The sequence below is a fragment of the Cupriavidus sp. GW823-FHT06D04 genome (assembly GCF_058795055.1).
In genome coordinates, this window is record NZ_JBXAHL010000001.1 from 630,364 (window position 1) to 654,012 (window position 23,649).

At 67.8% G+C, this 23,649-nt stretch carries 22 protein-coding genes; 9 read left to right on the forward strand and 13 right to left on the reverse strand.

Going from position 1 to position 23,649, the window contains the following annotated elements:
• Positions 1 to 53: 53 nt before the first annotated feature.
• The gene (gene tkt, locus AC1Q7H_RS02970; protein WP_492380947.1) at positions 54 to 2,087 is read right to left on the reverse strand and encodes a transketolase; all 2,034 of its coding nucleotides are present in this window, start codon (positions 2,085 to 2,087) and stop codon (positions 54 to 56) included.
• Positions 2,088 to 2,389: 302 nt separating this feature from the next.
• Here tkt and AC1Q7H_RS02975 point away from each other — a divergent pair, with 302 nt between their 5' ends.
• Genes AC1Q7H_RS02975 through AC1Q7H_RS02985 form a run of 3 tightly spaced genes read left to right on the forward strand, consistent with a single transcriptional unit; the run spans position 2,390 to position 4,253 of the window.
• A complete protein-coding gene (locus AC1Q7H_RS02975; RefSeq protein WP_013957973.1) occupies positions 2,390 to 2,818 on the forward strand; it encodes a VOC family protein in 429 nt (142 codons plus the stop codon).
• Positions 2,818 to 3,570 carry a 16S rRNA (uracil(1498)-N(3))-methyltransferase gene (locus AC1Q7H_RS02980; RefSeq protein ID WP_013957974.1) on the forward strand — a complete coding sequence of 251 codons (753 nt, stop codon included), beginning with the start codon at positions 2,818 to 2,820 and terminating at the stop codon, positions 3,568 to 3,570. Before AC1Q7H_RS02975 ends, AC1Q7H_RS02980 begins: the two co-directional genes overlap by 1 nt.
• A 59-nt stretch (positions 3,571 to 3,629) precedes the next feature.
• Complete coding sequence (locus AC1Q7H_RS02985; protein ID WP_211980289.1) at positions 3,630 to 4,253, forward strand: YidB family protein; 624 nt, start codon at positions 3,630 to 3,632, stop codon at positions 4,251 to 4,253.
• 83 nt (positions 4,254 to 4,336) lie between these two features.
• Here the strand turns inward: AC1Q7H_RS02985 and AC1Q7H_RS02990 are convergent, their stop codons facing one another.
• From AC1Q7H_RS02990 to AC1Q7H_RS03000, 3 genes are all read right to left on the reverse strand, one after another.
• Positions 4,337 to 4,954, reverse strand: a complete 618-nt coding sequence (locus AC1Q7H_RS02990; protein ID WP_013957976.1) for a barstar family protein — start codon at positions 4,952 to 4,954, stop codon at positions 4,337 to 4,339.
• Complete coding sequence (locus tag AC1Q7H_RS02995; RefSeq protein WP_011616017.1) at positions 4,951 to 5,322, reverse strand: guanyl-specific ribonuclease; 372 nt, start codon at positions 5,320 to 5,322, stop codon at positions 4,951 to 4,953. Before AC1Q7H_RS02995 ends, AC1Q7H_RS02990 begins: the two co-directional genes overlap by 4 nt.
• Before the next feature lie 393 nt (positions 5,323 to 5,715).
• Positions 5,716 to 8,040: an NADP-dependent malic enzyme gene (locus tag AC1Q7H_RS03000; RefSeq protein ID WP_153954204.1), complete on the reverse strand. Its 2,325-nt coding sequence runs from the start codon at positions 8,038 to 8,040 to the stop codon at positions 5,716 to 5,718.
• 402 nt (positions 8,041 to 8,442) lie between these two features.
• On the opposite strand from AC1Q7H_RS03000, the gene thiL reads away from it, so the two are divergent.
• The 3 genes from thiL to AC1Q7H_RS03015 all read left to right on the forward strand — a co-directional run bounded on the left by thiL (position 8,443) and on the right by AC1Q7H_RS03015 (position 10,671).
• On the forward strand, positions 8,443 to 9,423 hold the full coding sequence (gene thiL / locus AC1Q7H_RS03005) for a thiamine-phosphate kinase (protein WP_211980290.1): 981 nt from the start codon (positions 8,443 to 8,445) through the stop codon (positions 9,421 to 9,423).
• A gap of 126 nt (positions 9,424 to 9,549) precedes the next feature.
• Positions 9,550 to 10,116 carry a phosphatidylglycerophosphatase A family protein gene (locus AC1Q7H_RS03010; RefSeq protein WP_492380948.1) on the forward strand — a complete coding sequence of 189 codons (567 nt, stop codon included), beginning with the start codon at positions 9,550 to 9,552 and terminating at the stop codon, positions 10,114 to 10,116.
• A gap of 57 nt (positions 10,117 to 10,173) precedes the next feature.
• Entirely contained in the window at positions 10,174 to 10,671 is a 498-nt protein-coding gene (locus tag AC1Q7H_RS03015; protein WP_013957981.1) for a CinA family protein, read from the forward strand.
• Positions 10,672 to 10,744: 73 nt separating this feature from the next.
• Here AC1Q7H_RS03015 and pyrF read toward each other — a convergent pair whose 3' ends face one another.
• Positions 10,745 to 11,563, reverse strand: coding sequence for an orotidine-5'-phosphate decarboxylase (pyrF, locus tag AC1Q7H_RS03020; RefSeq protein WP_013957982.1), 819 nt, complete (start codon positions 11,561 to 11,563; stop codon positions 10,745 to 10,747).
• Positions 11,564 to 11,750: 187 nt separating this feature from the next.
• Between pyrF and AC1Q7H_RS03025 the strand changes: the two genes are divergently transcribed.
• A complete protein-coding gene (locus AC1Q7H_RS03025; RefSeq protein ID WP_153954203.1) occupies positions 11,751 to 12,650 on the forward strand; it encodes a DMT family transporter in 900 nt (299 codons plus the stop codon).
• Between the two features lie 583 nt (positions 12,651 to 13,233).
• Positions 13,234 to 14,199 (forward strand): magnesium/cobalt transporter CorA, encoded by a 966-nt coding sequence (gene corA / locus AC1Q7H_RS03030; RefSeq protein ID WP_013957984.1) that lies wholly within the window; start codon positions 13,234 to 13,236, stop codon positions 14,197 to 14,199.
• 61 nt (positions 14,200 to 14,260) lie between these two features.
• Here corA and mtgA read toward each other — a convergent pair whose 3' ends face one another.
• From mtgA to mpl, 8 genes are all read right to left on the reverse strand, one after another.
• Positions 14,261 to 14,962 (reverse strand): monofunctional biosynthetic peptidoglycan transglycosylase, encoded by a 702-nt coding sequence (gene mtgA / locus AC1Q7H_RS03035; protein WP_041228464.1) that lies wholly within the window; start codon positions 14,960 to 14,962, stop codon positions 14,261 to 14,263.
• Positions 14,963 to 15,036: 74 nt separating this feature from the next.
• Complete coding sequence (aroE, locus tag AC1Q7H_RS03040) at positions 15,037 to 15,924, reverse strand: shikimate dehydrogenase (RefSeq protein ID WP_013957986.1); 888 nt, start codon at positions 15,922 to 15,924, stop codon at positions 15,037 to 15,039.
• Entirely contained in the window at positions 15,924 to 16,856 is a 933-nt protein-coding gene (locus AC1Q7H_RS03045) for an energy transducer TonB family protein (RefSeq protein ID WP_013957987.1), read from the reverse strand. The genes aroE and AC1Q7H_RS03045 overlap by 1 nt, the downstream gene beginning before the upstream one ends.
• A gap of 108 nt (positions 16,857 to 16,964) precedes the next feature.
• Positions 16,965 to 19,067: a ribonuclease catalytic domain-containing protein gene (locus AC1Q7H_RS03050; protein WP_013957988.1), complete on the reverse strand. Its 2,103-nt coding sequence runs from the start codon at positions 19,065 to 19,067 to the stop codon at positions 16,965 to 16,967.
• A 266-nt stretch (positions 19,068 to 19,333) separates the two neighbouring features.
• A complete protein-coding gene (fabG, locus tag AC1Q7H_RS03055) occupies positions 19,334 to 20,074 on the reverse strand; it encodes a 3-oxoacyl-ACP reductase FabG (protein WP_013957989.1) in 741 nt (246 codons plus the stop codon).
• A complete protein-coding gene (locus tag AC1Q7H_RS03060; RefSeq protein ID WP_013957990.1) occupies positions 20,071 to 20,733 on the reverse strand; it encodes a chorismate--pyruvate lyase family protein in 663 nt (220 codons plus the stop codon). Before AC1Q7H_RS03060 ends, fabG begins: the two co-directional genes overlap by 4 nt.
• Entirely contained in the window at positions 20,730 to 21,344 is a 615-nt protein-coding gene (locus AC1Q7H_RS03065) for a YqiA/YcfP family alpha/beta fold hydrolase (protein ID WP_013957991.1), read from the reverse strand. The genes AC1Q7H_RS03060 and AC1Q7H_RS03065 overlap by 4 nt, the downstream gene beginning before the upstream one ends.
• Before the next feature lie 18 nt (positions 21,345 to 21,362).
• A complete protein-coding gene (mpl, locus tag AC1Q7H_RS03070; RefSeq protein ID WP_492378447.1) occupies positions 21,363 to 22,748 on the reverse strand; it encodes a UDP-N-acetylmuramate:L-alanyl-gamma-D-glutamyl-meso-diaminopimelate ligase in 1,386 nt (461 codons plus the stop codon).
• Positions 22,749 to 22,950: 202 nt separating this feature from the next.
• Here mpl and AC1Q7H_RS03075 point away from each other — a divergent pair, with 202 nt between their 5' ends.
• On the forward strand, positions 22,951 to 23,640 hold the full coding sequence (locus AC1Q7H_RS03075) for a UDP-N-acetylmuramate--alanine ligase (RefSeq protein WP_492378446.1): 690 nt from the start codon (positions 22,951 to 22,953) through the stop codon (positions 23,638 to 23,640).
• Positions 23,641 to 23,649 lie beyond the last annotated feature (9 nt).

Here is a 23,649-nt window from a genome sequence, read left to right on the forward strand (position 1 = left end):
GTGGGCGCCGCTGCTGCCGCGCGGCGCACCACGCGGCTCCAGCGCCCGGATGCTTAGATAAGGGTGTCCTTCACCGTGCGGACCACGTTGTCGACGGTAAAGCCGAAGTGCTTGAACAGCACGCCGGCCGGGGCCGATTCACCGAAGGTGTCGATGCCCACCACCGCCTGGACCTGGTACTTCCACCAGAAGTCCGTCACGCCCGCCTCGACCGCCACGCGCGGCACGCCGGCCGGCAGCACGCTGGCCTTGTAGGCGGTGTCCTGCTTGTCGAACACGGTGGTGGCCGGGACCGAGACCACGCGCACATGCACGCCTTCGGTAGCCAGTGCGTCAGCGGCGCCAACGGCCAGGCCCACTTCGGAGCCGGTGGCCAGGATCACGGCGTCCGGACGCTTGGTCTTGGGGTTGACGCTGTCGCGCAGCACGTAGCCGCCGCGCGCGATGTTGGCACGGGTGGTTTCGTCGCGGCGCTGGAACGGCAGGTTCTGGCGGCTGAAGATCAGGCAGCTCGGTCCGTTCTCGCGGCGGATCGACTCGGCCCAGGCCACGGCGGTCTCGGTGGTGTCGGCGGTGCGCCAGACGTCCATGTTCGGGATCAGGCGCAGGCTGGCGACGTGCTCGATCGACTGGTGGGTCGGGCCGTCTTCGCCCAGGCCGATCGAGTCATGGGTGAACACGAACAGCGAGCGGATCTTCATCAGCGCCGCCATGCGCAGCGCGTTGCGGCTGTAGTCCGAGAAGGTCAGGAAGGTGGCGCCGTAGGGAATGTAGCCACCATGCAGCGTGATGCCGTTCATGATGGCGCTCATGCCGAACTCGCGCACGCCGTAGTTGATATGGTTGCCCCAGGCATCCACGCGCACGGCCTGGCTGCCCGACCAGTTGGTCAGGTTCGAGCCGGTCAGGTCGGCCGAGCCGCCGAGGAACTCGGGCAGCACCGGGCCGAAGGCCTCGATGGTGTTCTGGCTGGCCTTGCGGGTGGCGATGGTCTCGGCCTTTTCCTCGCACTTGGCGATAAATGCTTCGACGGCGGCGTCGAACGAACCCGGCAGCTCGCCTTTCATGCGGCGGCGGAACTCGCCGGCCTCATACGGGTGGCGCTCGGCGTAGGCATCGAACAGCGCGTTCCAGGCACGCTCCAGCGCCTGGCCATTGGCCTTGGCGTCCCAGGTGTCGTAGACCTCGGCCGGCACTTCGAACGGGGCGTGGGCCCAGCCCAGCGCCTCGCGCGTGGCCAGCACTTCGGCGCCGCCCAGCGGGGCGCCGTGCACGTCGTGGCCGCCTTCCTTATTGGGCGCGCCCTTGCCGATCTTGGTGCGGCAGCAGATCAGGGTCGGCTTGTCGCTGGCCTTGGCCTGCGAGATCGCCATGTCGACGGCGGTCACGTCATGGCCGTCGATGCCGCGGATCACGTTCCAGCCATAGGCTTCGAAACGCTTCGGGGTATCGTCGTTGAACCAGTGCACCACGTCGCCGTCGATCGAGATGCCATTGTCATCCCACAGCGCGATCAGCTTGTTGAGCTTCAGCGTGCCGGCCAGCGAGCTGGCTTCGTGCGAGATGCCTTCCATCAGGCAACCGTCGCCGAGGAAGACATAGGTGTGGTGGTTGACGATGTCGAAGCCGGGGCGGTTGAATTCTTCGCCCAGCAGGCGTTCGGCCAGCGCCATGCCGACGGCATTGGTGATGCCCTGGCCGAGCGGGCCGGTGGTGGTTTCCACGCCCGGGGTGATGCCGTATTCCGGGTGGCCGGCGGTCTTGCTGTGCAGCTGGCGGAAATTCTTCAGCTCTTCGACCGGCAGGTCGTAGCCGGTCAGGTGCAGCAGCGCATAGATCAGCATCGAGCCGTGGCCGTTGGACAGCACGAAGCGGTCGCGGTCGGCCCACTGGGGGTTGCTCGGGTTGTGCTTCAGGTGCCGGCCCCACAGCGCCACGGCGATGTCTGCCATGCCCATCGGCGCACCGGGGTGGCCGGAATTGGCCTGCTGGACGGCGTCCATGGCAAGCACGCGGATGGCGTCGGCCATCAGCTTGGCGGGCTGGGAAGCAAAAGGACTTGTGGCGGGATGGGCAAGGGCGGACATTCTGGCGGATTCGGGCGTGAGCCTGACGGCAGGAAAACCGCAATTTTAGCAGAAGCTATTGGGTTTTCCGGACTCCCGGACAGCGCCTGCGGCGCAGCGAGGGCGATCACCGCAAGCCCCATGCGCCCCCCGCCCCCGGTCATCGGAACTATCCGGCCACGGACATGCCTGATGCTTCACCCCAACCAGCCCGGCCGGCCGCTGCGCCGCACTTCGACAGCGTAGCGCGGCACGCGTAAGATGCACTCTCGCACCGCGCGGCACGCCAGCCGCGCCGGGTTTCCCGCACTCAGGAGACGATCATGACCAGACCGGCCAACACCCCCTGGCTCACCCCCTACCTGACCGTCGCCAACGGGCGCGCCGCACTGGACTTCTACAGCCGAGCCTTCGGCTTCGCCGCCGGCAACGTGGTCGACGAAAACGGCGTGCCGACCCATGCCGAGATGCACTACCAGGGCCAGCTGGTGGTGATGTTCGCGCCCGAGGGCGCCTGGGGCAGCACCGCGCGCACGCCGCGCTCGCTGGGCGTCGAGTGCCCGCAGACCTTCTATGTCTATTGCGACGATGTCGACGCCATGCACCAGCGCGCGGTCGACGCCGGCGCGGTCAGCCTGATGGCGCCGGCCGACCAGTTCTGGGGCGACCGCTATTGCATGGTCGAAGATCCCGACGGCTACCGCTGGGGCTTCGGCAAACCGCTGGACCAGGCAGCAGGCCAGGCAAGCTGATGGCACCTCGCTTCTTCGTCGGCGGCACAGACACCGTCCTGGCCGCCGAGTCCGATTTCCCGCTGCCCGAGCCAGTGGTGCGCCACGCGCAGGTGCTGCGCCTGGTGCCGGGCGACGCCATGACGCTGTTCGACGGCCGCGGCGGCAGCCACGCGGCCACGCTGGTCGAGCTGGGCAAGCGCCACGCGCTGGCGCGCATCGGCGCGCATGACGCGGCCGAAGCCGAGCCGCCCTTCCGCGTCACGCTGGCGCAGGGCCTGGCCGGCGGCGACAAGATGGACTGGCTGATCGAAAAGGCGGTCGAACTGGGCGTCACGGCAATCCAGCCGCTGCAGGCCAGCCGCTCGGTGGTGCGCCTGTCGGGCGAGCGCGCGCACAAGCGCCACGCGCACTGGCAGGCACTGGTGCAGGCCGCCTGCGAGCAATGCGGACGCAACCGCTTGCCGGAGGTTGCGCCGGTCGCTAACTTTGAAACATGGCTGGCGCAGTCCGCGGCTGGCGGTGCCAGGCTGCTGGTATCGCCGCGCGCCACGTACTCGCTGCCGGCGTTCATCGCCGAACAACGCGAAGCCTTGCTGGCCGGCGGCGTCACGCTGCTGATCGGCCCCGAAGGCGGCCTGGCGCCCGAGGAGGAGCAGGCGGCAAGGCAAGCGGGTTTCACCGGCGTGTCGCTCGGCCCCCGCATCCTGCGTACTGAAACCGCCGGGCTGGCATGCCTGGCAACCCTTAATGCCTTGCTTGGCGGATTCTGACGGCGGCGGCCATCCGGTCATCGCGTCAACCTTGCAACCCTGACTGAAAGGAGTCGACCATGGGACTACTCGATAGCGTGCTGGGCGGTGTGCTCGGACAACTCGGCGGCGCGCGCGGCGAGGCTGGCGATACCGGCGGCGGGCTCGACCCCAAGCTGATGATGGCGCTCGGCCTGCTGGCAACGCTGGCCATGCGCGGCCGCGGGCAAGCCGGCGGCGGCGCGGGCGATGCGCCGGCGGCCGATGATGGACTGGGTGGCCTGGGCAGCCTCGGCGGGCTGCTGGGCGGCATGCTCGGCGGCGGCGGTGCCGGCGCGGCGCCCGGCGGCGCCACCGGCGGCCTGGATCTTGGCTCGTTGCTCGGCGGCCTGCTTGGCGGCCAGGGTGGCGCGCCGGCCAACAGCCAGGCGCTGGGTGCGGCCGCCGGCGGCATCGGCGCGCTGCAGCAGATCCTGGCGCAGGCCGGGCTGGGCGAGCAGGTGAACTCGTGGATCGGCAGCGGCGCCAACCAGCCGGTCACGCCGTCGGCGCTGAGCAGCGCGCTGGGCAACACCGGCGCGCTCGAATCGCTGGCACAGACCACCGGCATGTCGCAGGACGACGTGGCCGCGCAACTGAGCGAAGGGCTGCCGGAGCTGATCGACCGGCTCACGCCACATGGGCATCTGCCGGCGCAGGAGTAAGGCCAGCACCTCGCCAGAAAGCAAAAAGCCCGCTGATGCGGGCTTTTTGCTTGCTATACCGTGGAACGGCCAGGCCAGCGCAATCAGGCGAACGAATAAAACACCCGGAACTGCACCTTGCGCTCGCCCCAGAACTCGGCGGCGTCGCGGAATACGTCGAGCAGCACCTCGCGCCCTTCCTTGTCGAACTTCTGCGCAATCGGCAGGCCTTCCAGCACGATCACAAAGCCCGGCTGCGGGCCGGCCTTGTAGATCATGTCGGTCAGGCAGTCAGCCAGCGCGTCGAAGTTCTTGCCGAAGTGCTTCGGGAAGGTGAACGACGTGGCGATGGTTTCCAGGATCTCGGCCTTGCTCGCGCAATGGGCGCAATTGGCATAGAGGAAATGCTGCCCGAGATCGGCGGCCGCCTGGGCCAGCTCAGGCACGCGGAAGGCGCGGATCGACTGGACGATGTTCGGACGCACCGTCTTGAACAGATTCATGGCCCCCTCGCTGGTGCCGTCATTCCAACCGGGACCGGCGGGCATGGCCACGGGCGCAGTCGCGGGCGGGAGTTTTTGCATGAGCTCCTGGCTCGGCATCATCAGCACGTTGTCGTATAGGTTCTGGGCCTGCTGCTGAGCCCGCTGCCAGCCATCTCCGGCGCCGCGCTCTTCGCGGGCGGCAAGGGCGTCGCCCAATCCGAAAATGTCAGTCATCATTTGAGTATCCGTTTGAAGCTGTTGTAGTGATCTTCCGTGTAGTAACAATCGTTGGCAGCGCGTTGTTCCCCGCCGCAGACGATCCGCTTGGCTCCCCGGTTCCGGCTCCTGGCGCTCTTGACCGTGTATTCGCGGTAATACCCGCGTTCACGTTGCGGCAGGATGCGCTCGTAATTGCCGAATCTCGATCCGTCCTTGTCATACAGGAACGGGCCGCCGGCTTCGATGCGCTCCAGGGTCTGCCGTGCATCGTTGGGCAACTGCTGCACTGCAATGGTTCCCATCCCTTCGGTCTGCACCTGCCGCGCCAGTGTCGGCTGCGCCAGGGCCAGCACCAGCGCCGCGCCGGTCATGGACCGGGCCAGCATGCGCGTTGCGTGCCGCATCAGAGAAACTTGGAAACCCACGTTGCTTGTCTTGGTTGAACCGGAAATCGAGCCTGCCGCTGGTTGGGTAGACGATCTATCTGTCCGGGCCACCCTGGCCAGCGCCCTGCGCTACCCGTAGAGGAGCGCGATGGATGCCGGCCGTACCGGGGCGCTCATGGCGAGCGCCTGTATCAAAGGCGTAAGGTTACGCGCATGCACGAAATTAAGCAATCCCGGCCCGGCGGCACCGATAATTCTTCAATTGTTTCAATATGTTAAGCGTATGTGTGCGCATACTAACCATGCATATATGGATGCAAAAAAAGCCGGGCGAACCCGGCTTTTCGTCACAATAGCCTGCTACCGGCCATGCAACCGGCGCTACCAGGCGGTTTAGCGCTTGGCAGCGGCGTCCACCACGACCAGCGAGGTCATGTTGACGATGCGGCGCACCGTGGCCGACGGCGTCAGGATGTGCACCGGCGCCTTCACGCCCAGCAGGATCGGCCCGATCGCGACGTTGTTGCCCGCAGCAACCTTGAGCAGGTTGTACGAGATATTGGCCGCGTCGATGTTCGGGCAGACCAGCAGGTTGGCTTCGCCCTTGAGCGCGCCGTCCGGCACCAGCTGGTCGCGCAGCTTCTGGTCGAGCGCGCTGTCGCCGTGCATTTCGCCGTCGATCTCCAGGTCCGGGGCGCGATCACGCAGGATGGCGAGGGTTTCGCGCATCTTGCGGGCCGAAGGCGCTTCGGACGAACCGAAGTTCGAATGCGACAGCAGCGCGATCTTGGGCTCGATGCCGAAGCGCTTCAGTTCCTCGGCGGCCATCAGCGTGATCTGGGCCAGTTCTTCGGCGGTCGGGTCGACGTTGACGTGCGTATCCACCAGGAAGATCTGGCGGCCCGGCAGCACCAGGCCGTTCATCGCCGCGTAGACCTTGTTGGTGCCGCCCAGCACCTGGTCGATATAGCGCAGGTGCGCCGCGGTGTTGCTGACGGTGCCGCAGATCATGCCGTCGGCCTCGCCCTTCTTGACCAGCATGGCGCCGATCAGCGTGGTGCGGCGGCGCAGCTCCAGCTTGGCGTACTCGGGCGTGATGCCCTCGCGCGCCATCATGCGGTAGTAGGCGTCGGAGTAGTCGCGGAAGCGCTCGTCGTGCTCGGGGTTGACCACGGTGAAGTCCACGCCGGCGCGCAGGCGCAGGCCGAAGCGCTCGATGCGGTGCTGCAGCACGGCCGGGCGGCCGATCAGGATCGGGTTGGCCAGCTTTTCGTCAACGATCACCTGCACCGCGCGTAGCACGCGCTCTTGCTCGCCTTCAGCGAAGACGATGCGCTTCTTCTCCATCTCGACCTTGCGCGCGGCGGCGTAGATCGGCTTCATCAGCGTGCCCGAGTGGTACACGAACTGCTGCAGCTGCAGGCGGTAGGCGTCCATGTCCTCGATCGGACGGGCGGCCACGCCGGACTTCATCGCGGCCTCGGCCACGGCAGGCGCCACCTTGACGATCAGGCGCGGGTCGAACGGCTTCGGAATCAGGTACTCGGGGCCGAACGACAGGTCCTGGATGCCATAGGCAGTGGCGACGATGTCGCTCTGCTCCTGGCGTGCCAGCTCGGCCAGCGCATTGGCCGCGGCGATTTCCATCTCACGCGTGATGGTGGTGGCGCCGCAGTCCAGCGCCCCGCGGAAGATGAATGGGAAGCACAGGACGTTATTGACCTGGTTCGGGTAGTCGGTACGGCCGGTGGCCATCACCGCGTCCGGGCGCACTTCCTTGACCAGCTCCGGCGCGATTTCCGGGTTCGGGTTGGCCAGGGCCAGCACCAGCGGCTTGTCGGCCATGCGCTGGACCATGTCCTGCTTGAGCACGCCAGCGGCGGACAGGCCTAGGAAGATGTCGGCGCCGTCGATCACTTCGGCCAGCTTGCGCTTGTCGGTCTTCTGGCAGAAGCGCGCCTTTTCCGGGTCCATCAGCTCGGTACGGCCTTCGTAGACCACGCCGGCCAGGTCCGTCACCCAGATGTTCTCAATGGGCAGGCCGATATCGACCAGCAGGTCCAAGCAGGCCAGCGCGGCCGCGCCGGCGCCCGAGGCTACCAGCTTGACCTTCTTGATGTCCTTGCCGACCACCTTCAGGCCGTTGATGATGGCCGCGGACACCACGATGGCGGTGCCGTGCTGGTCATCGTGGAAGACGGGGATCTTCATCTTCTCGCGCAGCTTGCGCTCGACGTAGAAGCACTCCGGTGCCTTGATGTCTTCCAGGTTGATGCCGCCGAAGGTGGGCTCCAGCGCGGCGATGATCTGGACCAGCTTCTCCGGGTCCTTTTCGTCGACCTCGATATCAAACACGTCGATACCGGCAAACTTCTTGAACAGGCCAGCCTTGCCTTCCATCACCGGCTTGGAAGCCGCGGCGCCAATGTCGCCCAGGCCCAGCACGGCGGTGCCGTTGGTGATCACCGCGACCAGGTTGCCGCGGGCGGTGTAGCGGAAGGAGTTGGCCGGATCGGAAACGATCTCTTCACAAGCGGCGGCCACGCCCGGCGAATAGGCCAGGGCCAGGTCGCGCTGGTTCGACAGCGGCTTGGTCGGCGTGACCGAGATCTTGCCGGGGGTGGGAAACTCGTGGTACTCGAGCGCCGCTTTGCGCAGCGCCTCACGCTGCTGCTGTTTCAGATCGTCTTGGGACGGGGACTGCTGAGGGCTGGTCATCGGCGCATCTTCCAATCGGTGGAGCCGTCATTGACGAGGCAGGGGACGATCGGCGGACCGGCTCCACGTGCCCGCCCTTCTCTTCCTTTGGAACCCAGCATTTTATATAGTGAAATACTATTTCACAATAAGCGTTTTGCTTGGGGCACCTTTGCGATTCGGTACAATATGCCCCATCCTCCGGGGCAATACCAGCAAGCGTAGCGCCTGCCCGCAGAAGTGGCGCACCGCGTGCCGGTCATGGCTGTCGTGCGCGGCAGTATCTTGCTGAAATGCCGAGCGCACCCCATCCTGACGCGCTGCGCCGGCGCCGCGGGATTGCCCCGGATCGCCAATCATCTTCGCGCAACGCGCAGCCCTTCCGATCCCGTCCACCCGGCGGGGCGGATCTTCCCGACGACGATGTCCCACGCCCAGCCAGCCCAGCTTTCCGAGTTCGACCTGATCCGCCGCTATTTCACGCGGCCGGTGCGCAAGGCCGCGCTCGGCGTAGGCGATGACTGCGCGCTGATTGAGGGCCGCCCCGGCCATCACCTTGCCATCAGCACCGATATGCTGGTCAGCGGCCGGCATTTCTTCCCGGACGTGGCGCCGCGTGCACTCGGCCACAAGGCGCTGGCCGTGAACCTGTCCGACCTGGCCGCCATGGGCGCCGAGCCGCGCGCGTTCACACTGGCGCTGGCCCTGCCCGAGGCCGACCCCGCCTGGCTGGCCGAACTGGCCGACGGCATGCTGGCGCTGGCCGACGCCCACGGCTGCGAACTGGTCGGCGGCGACACCACGCGCGGTCCGCTGACGCTCTCGCTGACGGTGTTCGGCGATGTGCCGCTGCGTGCCGCGCTGCGCCGCGACGCCGCCCGGCCCGGCGACGATATCTGGATTTCCGGCACGCTTGGCGACGCCCGCCTGGCGCTGGGCGACTGCCGCGGCGAATGGCTGCTGCCGGAGCCCGAGTTCAGCCAGGTGCGCCCGCGCATGGACACGCCCACGCCACGCGTGGCACTGGGCATGGCCCTGCGCGGCATGGCGCATGCCGCACTCGACATCTCCGACGGCCTGGTCGGCGACCTGGGCCATATCCTGGAACGCTCGCAAGTCGGCGCGCTGGTCGACGTCGATGCGCTGCCGCGCTCGGCGGTGCTGGCCGGCCAGCCGGACGCGATCCAGCGTGAATGCGTGCTGGCCGGCGGCGACGACTACGAGCTGTGCTTCACCGCACCCGCCGGCAACCGCGACGCCATTGCGGCGATCAGCGAACGCCTGGCGCTGCCGCTTACACGTGTCGGCGCGATCACGCCCGAGCCCGGCCTGCGGCTGGTCGACGGTGCCGGCAACCCGACCCGGTACGAAGGCGCCAGCTTCGACCATTTCGCTGCCCCCTGACACCGGGTCACAGGCATGTCATGATGCCGGCATCGGCGCGCTGCGCGGGCGCGGGAGTCCCGCAGGCATGGCAGTGCAAGCCGGCCATAACCATAAGCAGTAACTGCATCACACGAGCCAACTTTGATGTCCACCTTCCCTCCCGGGGCCGCGCCGCGCGACCCCGCCCTGACCCTGGAAGCCGGCCAGACCGTCAAGGTCACGCGCCCGAGCGCGCGCTTCATGCTGGCCCATCCGGCCCACCTGATCGCCTTCGGCTTCGGCTCGGGCCTGTCGCCCGTTGGGCCGGGCACGGTCGGCACGCTCTACGGCTGGCTGTCGTTCGTGGTGATTTCGCTGTGGATCGCGCCCACCACCTGGCTGTGGATCATCGCCGGCGGCTTCCTGGTCGGCCTGTGGGCGTGCGCACGCACGGCGCGCGACATGGGCGTGCACGACCATGGCAGCATGGTCTGGGACGAGATCGTTGCCTTCTGGCTGGTGCTGGCCTTTGTCATGCCGACCAGCTTCTGGGGGCAGTTTGCCGCCTTCCTGTGGTTCCGGCTGTTCGACATCGCCAAGCCGGCGCCAATTGGCCACTATGACCGCACGCTCAAGGGCCCGGGCCTGCGCGGCGGCTTTGGCGTGATGTTCGACGACATCTTCGCGGCCTTCTATACGCTGCTGGTGTTTGCGCTGTGGCGCTCGTTCTGAGCCACGCATCGCCAGCCATGACAAGCTGATTCCCCCCAAAACTACCCTGTATCCACCATGTCTGTCAGCCGCCTGCTCGACCAGCTCGCCATCCAGGCCGGCGTCGCCCTTGCCGACAAATCCCTGATGCTGGCCACTGCCGAATCCTGCACCGGCGGGCTGGTGGCTGCCGCCATTACCGATGTATCCGGCTCGTCCGGCTGGTTCGAGCGCGGCTTCGTCACCTATTCCAATGAAGCCAAGTCCACCATGCTGGGCGTGCCCGCCAAGCTGATCCGCGACCACGGCGCGGTCAGCGAGGAAGTGGCGCGCGCCATGGCCGAAGGCGCGCTGCTCAACAGCCGCGCTCAGGTGGCGCTGTCCGTCACCGGCGTGGCCGGCCCCAACGGCGGCACCCCGGAAAAGCCGGTGGGCATGGTCTGCTTCGGCTGGAGCAACCGCATTACCACGCATACCGAGACCCAGCGCTTTCGCGGCGACCGCGGCCAGATCCGCCGGCAGGCGGCCGAGCATGCCATGCGGGGGCTGCTGGAGCTGATCCGGAACGAGGCCTGAAGCCGGCGGCCGGCAACCTCCGCCCAGTAAAAAACCGCGCCGTCTCCGGTGCGGTTTTTTTCCGTGCCCGGCCTCAGCCGTGGCGATAGCGATTGATAGTCTCGCGCGTCTGCAGCGCGACATTGCGCGCCGCAGACGCAAAATCCTTCTCGCGGCTGGCGTAAAGGATGGCGCGCGACGAGTTGATCATCATGCCAGTGCCGTCCGCGGTGCGCCCCGCCTTGACCGTGGCCTCGATGTCGCCACCCTGGGCGCCGATGCCCGGGATCAGCAGCGGCATGTCGCCGACGATCTGGCGCACGCGCGCAATTTCGTTGGGGAAGGTCGCGCCGACCACCAGGCCCATCTGGCCGGTGGTGTTCCAGCGCTCGCGCGCAGCCTCGGCCACCAGCTGGTACAGCGGCTTGCCGTCGACCTGCAGGAACTGCACGTCCGAGCCGCCCGGGTTGGAGGTGCGGCACAGCACGATTACGCCGCGGTTCGGGTAGGCCAGGTAGGGCTGCATCGAATCGAAGCCCATGTACGGGCTGACCGTGACCGCGTCAGCCCTGTACCGCTCGAAGGCCTCCAGCGCGTAATGCTCGGCGGTCGAGCCGATGTCGCCGCGCTTGGCGTCCAGGATCACCGGGATGCCGGGGTGGGCGTCGTGGATATAGTGGATCAGCTGCTCGAGCTGGTCTTCGGCGCGCTGCGAGTGGAAGTACGCAATCTGCGGCTTGAAGGCACAGACCAGGTCGGCGGTGGCGTCAACGATCTCGCGGCAGAACGAAAAGATGGCGCCGCCCGCCCCGGTCAGGGACAGCGGCAGCTTCTGCGGGTCAGGGTCGAGCCCGACGCACAGGAGGGAATCGTTGCGCTGCCAGGCGGCAGCAAGCTGCTCGGTGAAAGTCATGGGTACTCGGAATATCCTGGTGGCGCCGGCGCACCATTGGCCGCGACCGGCGCGGTTGGCCGCAGCGGCGTGAAAACCTCTCACCCCTGCAGCATATGTCGCTTCCGGCAATTTTACCCGCTGCGTGCTATCGTTTTGCGCTTCCTCTCAAAACAAAGCGCGGCATGACGCACAGCCGCGCCCCGTCATGTCTCTCGATCGCCGCGGTATCTTCCTGCTTGTCGTGCTCACCCTTGCCTGGGGTATCAACTGGCCCATCATGAAGGTAGGCGTAGCGCACTTTCCGGCACTGGGCTTCCGCCTGCTGTGCATGGCGGGCGGGCTGGTGGCGCTGGGGCTGGCGCTGCGGCTGCGCGGCGATTCGCTGGCCGTGCCGCGGCGCGAATGGGGCACGGTGGTCCGCCTGGCCATTCCCAACATGGTGATCTGGCACCTGTTTGCGATCTGCGCGGTCAAGATGCTGTCCTCGGGCCGCGCCGCCATCCTGGGCTACACCATGCCGATCTGGGCAGTGGTCTGGGGCCTGGTCTTCTTCCGCGAACGCATTGGCGCCTGGGCCTGGCTGGGCATCGGCTGCGCGCTGGCCGGCACGGTGCTGCTGCTTTCCGGCGAGATCACCGCGCTGACCGGCAGCCCGGCCGGCACGCTGCTGATGCTGCTGGCCGCGGCCGGCTGGGGCTTCGGCACCCAGCTGATGAAGCGCACCCAGACCGACGTGCCCATCGGCGCCATGACGTTCTGGATGCTGGCCGTGACCCTGCCCTTCCTGGCGGCCGGCTCGCTGCTGCTGGAAGACGGCTGGCGCATGCCCACGGCCATCGAATGGGGCGCCATCGCCTACAACGCGGTGGTGGTCTTCGCCTTCTGCCACCTGGTCTGGTTCGGGCTGGCGCGCAGCCTGCCGCCGGTGGTATCGAGCCTGTCGATCATGTTCATCCCGGTGGTCGGCGTGTTCTCGGGCATGTGGATGCTGGGCGAGCAGCCGCACTGGCAGGATTACGCGGCGATCGTGCTGATGTTCCTGGCGCTGTCCTCGGTGATGCTAGCGCCGCTGCTGTGGCGGCGGCTGCAGGGCGTGCTGGGCTGATCGCCGAGTGGGCGCGCCCCCCGGTCGTGAGAGGGCAACAGCGGGCCGTGTGCGCGGAGATTTCACTTAACAAGCCACCCAACGTTGGGCTACACTCGCGGCCATCACAATCCCGGAGAAATTACGTGGGCAGTAGCATCGGGTGTTCGAGTTGCCGCAGCAGCGCTGCGACCTCTGCGAATGCCATGTCACTGCGGGCTGCGTAACGACGACCCGCCCGGAGCACCCGGCTCCGCGCCTCGTCGGCCTCGTCCGCAGCAGAACTGCGGGCGAGTGTCTTTCCGTGCCACCGGCGGCGCCATCCATGCGCGCCGCACCGCGTGCGGATTTTCCCTCTCCCGGCTAGCCAGCCAACCCAGGCAAACGCCATCGCCTTGTACTGCCCGCCGAGTCCGTTGCGTCCGGCAGCCGCGGTACAGCGCGATCACGCTTGCCCGTGGCCCGGCCCTGGCAGGGCGCCTTCCGGCGTCTCGCCAGGCCATGCAGGGCATGACGGACTACCTGGGAATGCGGCGAGCCGCCTGCGCTTGTCTTCGCGCTTGTCTTTGTTTTTCGTCGCAATCAGCAATAAGGAATCCCGGGGATGATCAACCTGTTCGTCCTGCAGAAAGGCCGGCTTGCCCAGGAGCAGGTCGACGAGCGCAATGAGCTGCTGCAGCACAAGCCGATCTGGATCGATGTCGTCAATCCCGACGACGAGGAACTGAACTGGATCAAGGAAGCCTATGGCGTCGCCCTTCCCGAACTGGAGGACCTGGGCGACCTGGAAGCGTCCGCGCGATATTTCGAGGGCGAGGACGAGAATATCCATATCCGCACCGACTTCCTGCTGGACGAGGAAGAGGCCTTATCGCGCAACGTGCGCGTGGCTTTCGTGCTCACGCGCGACGTACTATTCTCCATCCACGACGAAGACCTGCCGGTGTTCCGGCTGGTGCGGCTGCGCGCGCGTATGCGCCCGGGCTCGGTGCGCAATGCCAAGGACGTGCTGATGGACCTGTACGCGACCGACGCCGAATATTCCGCCGACTCGATCGAGGAAATCTACGAGCGGCTTGAAGAAGCGAGCCGCCGCGTATTGGCCGAGAACGTGACCGATGCCGCCGCCGCCGACGTGCTGGAAACCATCGCCCGCGAGGAAGACTTGAACGGGCGCATCCGCCGCAACGTGATGGACACGCGCCGCGCGGTGTCCTTCCTGATGCGCAGCCAGTTGCTGTCGGCCGAGCAGCAGGACGAGGCCCGCCAGATCCTGCGCGACATCGACTCGATCGAGAACCACACCGCGTTCCTGTTCGACAAGATCAACTTCCTGATGGACGCGACCGTCGGTTTCATCAACATCAACCAGAACAAGATCATCAAACTGTTCTCGGTGGTGTCGGTGGCGCTGATGCCGCCCACGCTGATCGCCAGCATCTATGGCATGAACTTCAAGTTCATGCCGGAGCTGGACTGGGCCGCGGGCTATCCGTGGGCGATTGCGCTGATGGCGGTGTCGGCGGCGATTCCGCTGGTGTATTTCCGCAGGAAGGGCTGGCTGAGCTGAGGCGCTGAATCTGCCGCTGCCTCGCTCCCCTCTCCCGCGCGCGGGAGAGGGGAGCAAACCCTCAGTCGGGCAGCGTGGCTGCGCCCATCCGCCGCGCGATGATGCCCGCCTTGGCGCGGAAGTTCACGCGCACGTTGGCGCAGTACTCCTTCTTGTCGAAGCACTTGGGCGCAGGCAGCGCCGCGGCCAGGCGCGCGGACTGGCCCACGCTGAGCTTGTCCGCGCCGGTGCGGAAGTAGTGCTGCGCCGCGGCCTGCGCGCCGAACACGCCCTCGCCCCACTCCACCGAATTCAGGTAGATCTCGTAGATGCGCTGCTTGTCCAGCCAGAACTCGAGCATCCACGTGATGGCCAGTTCCTGGCCCTTGCGCAGGTAGTGCTGCTCGGACGACAGGAACAGGTTCTTGGCCAGCTGCTGCGTGATTGTGGAACCGCCGCGCACGATGCGCCCGCGCTTCTTGTTGCGCTCCCACGCATCGAGCATGGCATCGAGCTCATAGCCGGGGTGGTTGACGAAGTCGGCATCCTCGCTGGCGATCACCGCGCGCTTGAGGTTGCGCGAGATGCGGTCGTAAGGCACCCATTGCCGGTCGAGGCCGCAGTTCCAGACGTTGATGCCGCACAGGCGCCAGCGCTCGGCGCGCATGAAGGTGGTGGTGGTCGGGTTGATGTACTGCCACGAGGCGATCTGCACGAAGAAGTACAGCTGCATCGCCACCACGCCCGCGGCCACGCAGCCGAGCAGGTAGCCCAGCCAGCGCACCGGGTTGAACACGGCACGGGCCGGCGCGGCGCTGGCCGTGCGGTTGCGGTTGGCCACGGCTGGCGGCGCCCCGGTCAGCCCTTGCGTTCGGCCTGCAGCGCGGCGCGCAGCTCGGCCAGCACGGGCGCGGTGCGGGGCCGCACGCCACGCCAGATATAGAAGGCCTCGGCGGCCTGTTCGACCAGCATGCCCAGGCCGTCGCTCACGCGCGCGCCGCAGCGGGTGGCGAACTGCAGGAACACGGTAGGCTCGGCGCCGTACATCATGTCGTAGGCCAGCACGCCTTCGCCCAGCAGGAACTCGGGCACCGGCGGCACTTCGCCATGCAGGCTGCTGGACGAGGCATTGATCACCACGTCGACGGCTTCGTCCTCGGACAGCCCGTCGAGCGCGTCGAGCCCGCCGCCCCACAGTTCCACGCCGTACTGGTCGGCGGCTTCGACAAATTCTTCCAGCATGTCGCTGGCGCGCGACGCGGTGCGGTTGGCCACCACGATGCGCGACGGCCGGCATTCGATCAGCGGCAGCATCGCGCCCATGGCGGCGCCGCCAGCGCCCAGCAGCAGCACGCGCTTGCCTTCGATCAGCGTGTCGAGGTTGTCCTGGATATCGCGCACCAGGCCGATGCCGTCGGTGTTGTCGCCATGGATCATGCCCTCTTCGATCCACAGCGTGTTGACCGCGCCAGCGGCCTCGGCGCGCTCGGTCAGGCGGTCGGCCAGGTCATAGGCCTCCAGCTTGAACGGCACCGTCACGTTGCAGCCGTAGCCGCCATCGGCAAAGAACTGACGCACGGTGTCGGCAAACCCGTCCAGCGGCGCCTCCAAGCGGTCGTATTGCACCGCTTCGCCGGTCTGGCGCGCAAAGGCGGCGTGGATCGCCGGCGAGCGGCTGTGCGCCACCGGGTTGCCGATCACCACATAGCGGTCGGAAGTGGCTTGGGAAGAATCAGTTGATGTCATCAGCGTGCCTGCAAGCGGGTTTCCAGCCCGCTGCGCGAAAACTTGAAAGTGGAAATGACTTCAAGGATGTCCTGGCGCGACGCCATCTCGGCGGTAAAGGGGCCGAACGGCGCGGCCGCGCGCACGATCGCCACGGCCTGGCGGTCCAGCGCGGGATCGCCCGAGCTCTTGACCACGTCGATGGCATCGACGTTGTAGCCGTCGCGGTTGTAGCCGAGCTTGCCCAGCCGATTGACGTTGATCACCAGGATCAGCTGGCCGTACAGCGGCTTGCCGTTGCGTTGCGGGAAATCAGTGGTGCCGCGCGCCTCGATCTTGTGGCGCAGCCGGTCGTAGTACTGCGCGTAGTCGACCGCCTGGGCGCTGGTGGCGGTCAGCTGGAAGCGCTTGGGCCGCTTGGCGTAGTGGTCCAGGTTGCGGCCGATCTCGGCCTCCAGCCTGGCCATCTCGTCGGTCGAGGTGCGCTCATCCTGGCCGCGCTGCGGGGTGTCCTGGCGCTTCTCGCCGGGCTTGAGCGGCTGGTTGCGCACCGGCGGCGCGGCCTCGCGCGACTGGGTCAGCAGGCGTTGCTGCTCCTGCTCCAGCTGCTCGACGCGGCGCTGCACCTGGCGCACCAGGTCGCCTTCCTGCGTCTGGGTCTGCGCGGGCAGCGGCGTGGTGGCGCGCTGCAGGTCATGGTCGCCGCCGCCGTCCAGGTTGGCTTGCGCCAGCGCGGTCGGGTTGCGCGGCTTCTGCGCCGACTTGGCATTGACCAGCACCACGTCCAGCGCGGCATCGCTGCGCTTGATCTCGAACACCTCGGGCGCGGCCACCCGCACCATCAGCAGCAGCACGTGCACGGCCACGGAAATGGCCAGCGCCTTGGCCAGCGTACTGCTGTTGTGCCACCTGGCATGCCACCAGTGGCGGGGAGCGGCGAGAGTGGCGTTCACGATGGATGGAGGGTGGCTGAAGGGGCCGGCGGCGGCCTGGCAAGACCGGGGCCACTAGCCCCGGATCAGACAGGCATTGTAAGTGAACGCCGCCGATTTCCGAAGGCTTCAGCCGGCCGCCGGGGTGCCGGTGTCGCGCTCGCCCGACGCCGCCCCGGCATCGTCGTCGCCAGGTTCGGCCGGGGTTTCGGCCGAGACCCCGGCGGCCTGCTCAGCGGCTTCCTCGGCGGCCGCCTCGGCAGCGGCTTCGGCGGACAACTCTGCGGCTTCCTCGTCGCTTTCCAGCTCTTCCTCGGGCACTTCGCCTTCACCGGCGAAGATTTCCAGCACCCGGCAGGACACTTCCAGCGTGATCTCGTCGGTCTCGCCGATCTCCAGCAGCACCTGCGTGCCGCGCTGCGCCTGGACCAGCTCGGGCACGCGCGTGACCAGCGGGATCTCGGTAAAGCGCACCGCGCCTTCCTTGAGCACCGAGGCCACCATGCGCTCGCGCTTTTCCTGCTTGAGCCAGCGCAGGCACCAGTAGCGCTCCATGGTCGACTGGTGGTCGGCATAGGCGGCGTAAGTGCCTTCGAAGTCCGCCACCGCGGCCAGCAGGTCGGCGTCCTTGGGCTTGAACGGCGCCACCAGCTTGGCGGTCACGCCGTGCTGGGCCACCGCCAGGATCTGCCACTGGTTGACCAGGTCGACATAGCGGCGCAGTGGCGAGGTGCTCCACGCGTACTGCGCCACGCCCAGACCCTCATGCGGCGCCGGGTAGGTCTGCATGCGGGTGCGGTGCATGCCCCACGCCTTCTGCGTGCGGTAGATGCCCGGCACGCCGTTGTCGGCCAGCAGCTTGCCCCAGGTGCTGTTGGCCAGGATCATCAGCTCGGCCACGATCTTGTCCAGCGGCGAGCCGCGCTTGCGCTGTTCGATGCGCACGCGCTGGCTGCCGTCGGCCTGGTCGTCCAGGTAGAAATTGAAGTCGGCGCGGTTGTGGGTCTCGGGGCGCAGGCCGCTGGCCAGGCGCGCCTTCTGGCGCTCGTCGTACAGGTAGCCGGCAAAGTGCCACAGCTGCGTCAGTGCGTCGCGGAACGGGTAGTCGCCGGTGCCCGCGGCAAGCGCAGCCTCGGTGATGACATCGTCGAGCAGGTTGTGGCGCAGGTTGGCGGCGATCGGCACCATCTCGGCGCGGGTCTCGCTGCCGGTGATCAGCCACACGGTCGGGTCCACCGTCACGTAAAGCGACAGCGCCGGGCACGTGCGCCCTTCCTGCAGCGTGTAGCGCTCCACCACGGCGTCGGGCAGCATGGTGATCTTGTCGCCCGGGAAATAGACCGTGGACAGCCGCTGGCGCGCGACCGCATCGAGCGGTTCGCTGCGGCGGATGCCCAGCGCGGGCGCGGCGATATGGATGCCGATGCGCAGCTTGCCGTCGGGCAGCCTGGTCACGGACAGCGCATCGTCGATCTCGGTGGTGGTGACGTCGTCGATGGAGAATGCCTCCACGTCAGCCACCGGCAAATCGGCGGGCGGCTCGGGCACGTCGGTATCCGGGAAGCCGGTGCCCTTGGGGAAGCATTCCGCCAGGAACTTGGCCTCATGCAGCGCGCGCGCGCTGGCGACACCGCCGGCGGCCACCATCAGCCGCATCGGGGTCATGCCCAGCGCCGTGCAGGCCGCATCCATGGCCTTGAATTCCAGGCTGTTCTTGTCCGGCTTGAACAGCAGCTGCAGCACCTTGTTGCGGAACGTCTCCGGCAGCGTCAGCGCCTTGAGCTGGTCTTCATACTCGGCCTGCACCAGCGCCTGCTGGCGCTTGCGCTCGAGCGCGGCCAGCGCCGCCTTGAGCTGGTCTTCGGGCGCGCGCTGGTAGCGGCCGCGCCCCTTGCGGCGGAAGTACACCGGGTTGCCATGCAGCGCCATCGCCAGCGCCGCCTGCTGCACCGGGCCGGGCTCGGCGCCGTAGTACTCGGCGGCCAGCTCGGCAAAGCCGAATTCTGCCTCTGGCGCGCATTCCCACAGGAAGTCCAGGTCGATCTCGGCCGTCATGTCGCCGGTCTGGCGCACCAGCTCGATTGCCGACGGCTGCGCGAACTGCAGCAGCACGTCGCGCGACTTGACCTTGGTGCGCTTGCCCGCTGGCAACTCCACCTGGTAAGCCTCGCCCTGCTGGTTCAGCACGGTGCCGGCGCGGATTTCGCCGCCTTCTTCGAACAGCAACTGCATCGATCGGTACTTTCAGAAATGCGCGGAACCGCGCCTGGCCGCCAAGAGGCAGCGCCGGGGCGGGTCCTGTGGGAGAAATGGTGCAACCGGGCGCAAATTCGTGCGAACGGAAGCGAGTGCGGCGCGCGGGGTGCGAATCGCTGGCCGCGAGCCGCGCCGTATCGGTACGGCCCGAGACCTGGAATGATACCGCACCCCGCTCCGGCGGCTGCGGGGGCCGGCGCACCGGCAAGGTGCGTGCACCCGGCCCGCAGCGGCGCGCAGGCTCAGAGCGACATGCCGCCGCTGGCCTCGATCGCCACGCCGTTGACGTAGCTGGCGTCGTCGCTGGCCAGGAAGGCGTAGATGCTGGCGATCTCGGCCGGCTCGGCCAGGCGGCGCAGCCAGCAGGACGATTTCATGCCGTCCAGCACCTTTTCCGGCACGGTCTGCAGGATCTCGGTATTGACGAAGCCCGGGCACACGGCGTTTACGCGCACGCCCTTGGGGCCCAGCTCGCGCGCCCAGGTCTTGGTAAAGCCGATCACGCCGAACTTGCTGGCGGCGTAGTTGGTCTGGCCGAAGTTGCCGTACAGGCCGACCACGCTGGAAGCGTTCAGGATCACGCCCTTGCCCTGCTCGGTCATCAGGCCGGCCACGGCCTGCGCGCAGTTGAAGACGCCCTTCAGGTTGACGTCGATGACGGCATCGAACTGGGCCTCGGTCATCTTGGCCAGGCGTGCATCCTTGGTGATGCCGGCGTTGTTGACGAGGATGTCGACGCGTTCGTGCGCGGCCAGCACGGCGGCCACCATGGCATCGACTTCGTCGCGCCGGGTCACGTCGACGCGGTAGGCCGACACGGTGGCGCCGGTGGCGGCCAGCTTGTCGGCGGCCTCGCGCACGCGCCCTTCCTGCACGTCGCACAGGACAACGATGGCGCCGTCGGCGGCAAAGCGCTGCGCGGTGGCAAACCCGATGCCGGCGGCGGCACCGGTGATGATGGCAACCCGACCCTGCAGTTTCATCTCGTGATCTCTTTCTTGGTTTCGGTAGTGTGTGTGGAGGGGCTTCGGTCTGTGGTCCGCAAATACCTGGGATGCGGAATCGCCTCGGTCCCCGGGGATGGCCGCGACAGCAGGTCCGGCAGGAACACTTCTGTCACGAGCATGACGCCGCCGCCTCGCCGGAACACCGAGCGCCGCGCCGGCAGCATGGGCAGTGGCGCCATGGCCGGCAGCACGCGCTGCAAGGCCTGGCGCAGCGGATGGTGCGGCAGCAGCCGCGCAAACTGGAACGGCTCGCGCGCCACCGCCGGATCGACAAACAACCGACCGCCAAGCGGGCGCTCGCCCAGCCCGCGCAGGAACGGCCAGTCGCGGCGCGCATGGCGGCAGCGCACCACGGTATGGGCAAACACGGCGGGAATATCGTCGCAGATCAGCAGCACCTCGCGCGTCAGCGCGGGGGTGCGGTCGTGCTGGCCCAGCACCTGCCATTCATCGGCCAGCGGGCGCTGCGGGCGCTGCAGCAGGCGCGCCACGCGAAAGCGCTCCGACGCTGCCACCAGGCGCGCCGTCAGCGAGCCGTCGTCACCGGTCACCCAGCGCCGCAGGTTGGGCGTGATGGCTGCATCGAAGGCCAGGTGCGGGCTCCAGCCGCAGCGGCGCGCGGACTGCGCGCTCATGCCGGGCCTGCGCCGGCCGGCACCTTGCCGCCGGGGCCATAGCCGCAGAAGGCGAGCACATCGTCGACGTAGTCGGCAAATTCGCTGATGCCGTGGTCGCTGCCCTCGATCACGCGGATGTTCGCGCCCGGGCAGGCCGCGACCATCTCTCGGTAGTCCAGTACCTCGTCGCCGGTGGCGGCGATCAGGTAATAGCGTTCGGGATCGGTGATGGTGTCCACGCGCAGGTCCAGCAGCTCCTGCAGGTGGCGGCGCTCGACCGTGACCGAGCCGCCGCCGTGCCACAGCGGCTGTTCACCCAGGTACGTTTCCAGGTCGGTCCAGGGGTGGATGGCCGGATTGAGCAGCACGGTCTTGCAGCCATGGCGCTCGCCCAGCCAGCGGGCATAGAAGCCGCCCAGCGACGAGCCGACGATGGCGATCTCCTGGTCGCCGCCGGCCTGCGCGGCGCGGATCGCGGCCTGCGCCTGGGCAATGGCCATTTCGGGCGAGACATTGAGCGTGGGGCAGGCGTAGTAGCGGCCCACGCCCCACTCGCGCATGCGCTCCTGCACCAGCCGGGCCTTGAACGACTGGGGCGAGGAGCGGAATCCGTGCAGGTACAGCAGCATGGTCGTCCTTCCCGCCGGTCAGCGTGCGGCGCCCTGAGCCAGGGCGTCCAGCAGCTTCTGGTGCACGCCGCCGAAGCCGCCGTTGCTCATCACCAGCACGTGGTCGCCCGGCTGCGCCGCGGCACACACGGCCTGCACCAGCGCGCCCAAGTCCTGGAAGGCGGCAGCCTTGTCGCCCAGCGGCGCCAGCGATTCGGCCAGGTCCCAGCCCAGCGCGTCCCTGCCGGCCGGGGCGCCGTAGCCGAACACCAGGTCGGCCTGCTCCAGGCTGGCCGGCAACTGCGCCTTCATCACGCCCAGCTTCATGGTGTTGGAGCGCGGCTCCAGCACCGCCAGGATGCGGGCATCGCCGACGCGGCGGCGCAGCCCTTCCAGCGTGGTCTGGATCGCGGTCGGATGGTGGGCGAAGTCGTCATAGACCGTCACGCCGCCGGCCACGCCGCGCACTTCCATGCGGCGCTTGACGTTGGCAAAGCGGGACAGCGATTCGATCGCCTGCGCGGCCGGCACGCCCACATGACGCGCGGCGGCGATCGCGGCCAGCGCATTCATGCGGTTGTGGGTGCCCTGCAGGTCCCATACCACGGTGCCCTGGACGGCACCGCCAAACCAGACGTCGAAGGCGTCCTTGCCGGGCGCCGCCGTGGTGGCAGCATCGCTCTCGCGCCAGTCGCCTACGCCAAACTGCTCGACCTCGCTCCAGCAGCCGCGCTCCAGCACGCGTGCCAGGCTTTCCTCCACGCCGTTGACGACGATCCGGCCCTGGCCGGGCACGGTGCGCACCAGATGGTGGAACTGGGTCTCGATCGCCGCCAGATCCGGGAAGATGTCGGCGTGATCGTATTCCAGGTTGTTCAGGATTGCGGTGCGCGGGCGGTAGTGGACAAACTTGCTGCGCTTGTCGAAGAAGGCGGTGTCGTACTCGTCGGCCTCGATCACAAAGAAGTCCGATTCGGTCACGCGTGCCGAGATGCCGAAGTTCTGCGGCACCCCGCCCACCAGGAAGCCGGGGTTATAGCCGGCATCCTCCAAGATCCAGGCCAGCATCGACGTGGTGGTGGTCTTGCCGTGCGTGCCGGCCACCGCCAGCACCCACTTGCGCGCCAGCACGTGCTCGCCCAGCCATTGCGGACCCGACACATAGGGCAGGTTGCGGTCGAGGATGGCCTCCATCAGCGGATTGCCGCGCGAGACCACGTTACCGATCACGAACAGGTCCGGCTCCAGCGACAGCTGGGCGGGGTCGAAGCCTTCGATCAGCTCGATCCCCTGGGCCTCGAGCTGGGTGCTCATCGGCGGGTAGACATTGGCATCGCAGCCGGTGACGCGGTGGCCGGCCTCTTTTGCCAGTACCGCCAGGCCGCCCATGAAGGTGCCGCAGATGCCAAGGATATGAATATGCATGGGTTCCCGGAAAGACTTGAAGCCCGCAGGCGTGGGGATTCGGCACCCGGCGTGGCGCGGCGGCACGGCGGCTGTTTCAGGCCGTGTCTTGCGGTGCGGTGGCCGGGCAGGAAGCCTTCGATTGTACCCGAGCGCCCGCGGCCTTCGCTGCACTGCGGCAGCGCGCGCGCCGGTTGCGCGGGAGCCTCCGGTATCATGGGGCATGACCCGACGCACCACCCCCGACCCTACCCGCCTGCGCGAGGAAATCGCCCAGGCTGCCGCCCGGATGATTGCCGAGGACGGTGCCGACTACGCCACCGCCAAGCGCAAGGCCGCCCGCCAGGTGCTGGGCGAGCAGCGCGTGCCCGGCGAATGGCTGCCCGACAACGAGCAGGTCGAAGCCGAGGTACGCGCCTACCAGGCGCTGTTCCACGCCGACAGCCAGCCCCGCGTGCTGGCGCTGCTGCGCCGGCTGGCTGTGCTGGCCATGGAAGACCTGGCGCCGTTCCGGCCTTACCTGGTCGGCGCCGTGCTCAACGGCACCGCCACCGAGCACTCCGATATCTATCTGCAGTGCTTCTGCGACAGCGCCAAGGATGCGACGCTGCACCTGATCAACGCCGGCGTGGACTTCGAGACCAGCGAGAGCCGGCATTTCAGCGGCCGCGGCGAGGTCGAGACCCTCAGCTTCCTGTGGAAGGGCCAGTGGCCCGACCGCCGCGAGGCCCGGCTTCTCGCCGGCGAGGTGCGCGCGGAACTGGGTGCCCCAGTCGGCATTCATATAGCACTGTATGATGCCGTCGACGAACGCGGCGCCGTGCGTGCCGACGCCTCGGGGCGCCCGGCCCGCGCCGACGTGCAGGCGGTACGGGCGCTGATGGACGCGCCCGGCGATGCCGACCCGGCCTGACGCCCGCCC

What these genes read in the sequence shown, in the direction of transcription:
- aroE (WP_013957986.1), bottom strand. Translation starts at nt 15,924, where the DNA reads ATGACATCAACTGATTCTTCCCAAGCCACTTCCGACCGCTATGTGGTG.
- AC1Q7H_RS03025 (WP_153954203.1), top strand. Translation starts at nt 11,751, where the DNA reads ATGTCTCTCGATCGCCGCGGTATCTTCCTGCTTGTCGTGCTCACCCTT.
- AC1Q7H_RS03065 (WP_013957991.1), bottom strand. Translation starts at nt 21,344, where the DNA reads ATGCTGCTGTACCTGCACGGATTCCGCTCCTCGCCCCAGTCGTTCAAG.
- tkt (WP_492380947.1), bottom strand. Translation starts at nt 2,087, where the DNA reads ATGTCCGCCCTTGCCCATCCCGCCACAAGTCCTTTTGCTTCCCAGCCC.
- AC1Q7H_RS03050 (WP_013957988.1), bottom strand. Translation starts at nt 19,067, where the DNA reads ATGCAGTTGCTGTTCGAAGAAGGCGGCGAAATCCGCGCCGGCACCGTG.
- AC1Q7H_RS03015 (WP_013957981.1), top strand. Translation starts at nt 10,174, where the DNA reads ATGTCTGTCAGCCGCCTGCTCGACCAGCTCGCCATCCAGGCCGGCGTC.
- AC1Q7H_RS02995 (WP_011616017.1), bottom strand. Translation starts at nt 5,322, where the DNA reads ATGCTGGCCCGGTCCATGACCGGCGCGGCGCTGGTGCTGGCCCTGGCG.
- pyrF (WP_013957982.1), bottom strand. Translation starts at nt 11,563, where the DNA reads ATGACTTTCACCGAGCAGCTTGCTGCCGCCTGGCAGCGCAACGATTCC.
- AC1Q7H_RS03075 (WP_492378446.1), top strand. Translation starts at nt 22,951, where the DNA reads ATGACCCGACGCACCACCCCCGACCCTACCCGCCTGCGCGAGGAAATC.
- AC1Q7H_RS03000 (WP_153954204.1), bottom strand. Translation starts at nt 8,040, where the DNA reads ATGACCAGCCCTCAGCAGTCCCCGTCCCAAGACGATCTGAAACAGCAG.
- AC1Q7H_RS02980 (WP_013957974.1), top strand. Translation starts at nt 2,818, where the DNA reads ATGGCACCTCGCTTCTTCGTCGGCGGCACAGACACCGTCCTGGCCGCC.
- AC1Q7H_RS02975 (WP_013957973.1), top strand. Translation starts at nt 2,390, where the DNA reads ATGACCAGACCGGCCAACACCCCCTGGCTCACCCCCTACCTGACCGTC.
- fabG (WP_013957989.1), bottom strand. Translation starts at nt 20,074, where the DNA reads ATGAAACTGCAGGGTCGGGTTGCCATCATCACCGGTGCCGCCGCCGGC.
- AC1Q7H_RS03060 (WP_013957990.1), bottom strand. Translation starts at nt 20,733, where the DNA reads ATGAGCGCGCAGTCCGCGCGCCGCTGCGGCTGGAGCCCGCACCTGGCC.
- AC1Q7H_RS03010 (WP_492380948.1), top strand. Translation starts at nt 9,550, where the DNA reads ATGTCCACCTTCCCTCCCGGGGCCGCGCCGCGCGACCCCGCCCTGACC.
- AC1Q7H_RS02985 (WP_211980289.1), top strand. Translation starts at nt 3,630, where the DNA reads ATGGGACTACTCGATAGCGTGCTGGGCGGTGTGCTCGGACAACTCGGC.
- AC1Q7H_RS02990 (WP_013957976.1), bottom strand. Translation starts at nt 4,954, where the DNA reads ATGATGACTGACATTTTCGGATTGGGCGACGCCCTTGCCGCCCGCGAA.
- corA (WP_013957984.1), top strand. Translation starts at nt 13,234, where the DNA reads ATGATCAACCTGTTCGTCCTGCAGAAAGGCCGGCTTGCCCAGGAGCAG.
- mpl (WP_492378447.1), bottom strand. Translation starts at nt 22,748, where the DNA reads ATGCATATTCATATCCTTGGCATCTGCGGCACCTTCATGGGCGGCCTG.
- thiL (WP_211980290.1), top strand. Translation starts at nt 8,443, where the DNA reads ATGTCCCACGCCCAGCCAGCCCAGCTTTCCGAGTTCGACCTGATCCGC.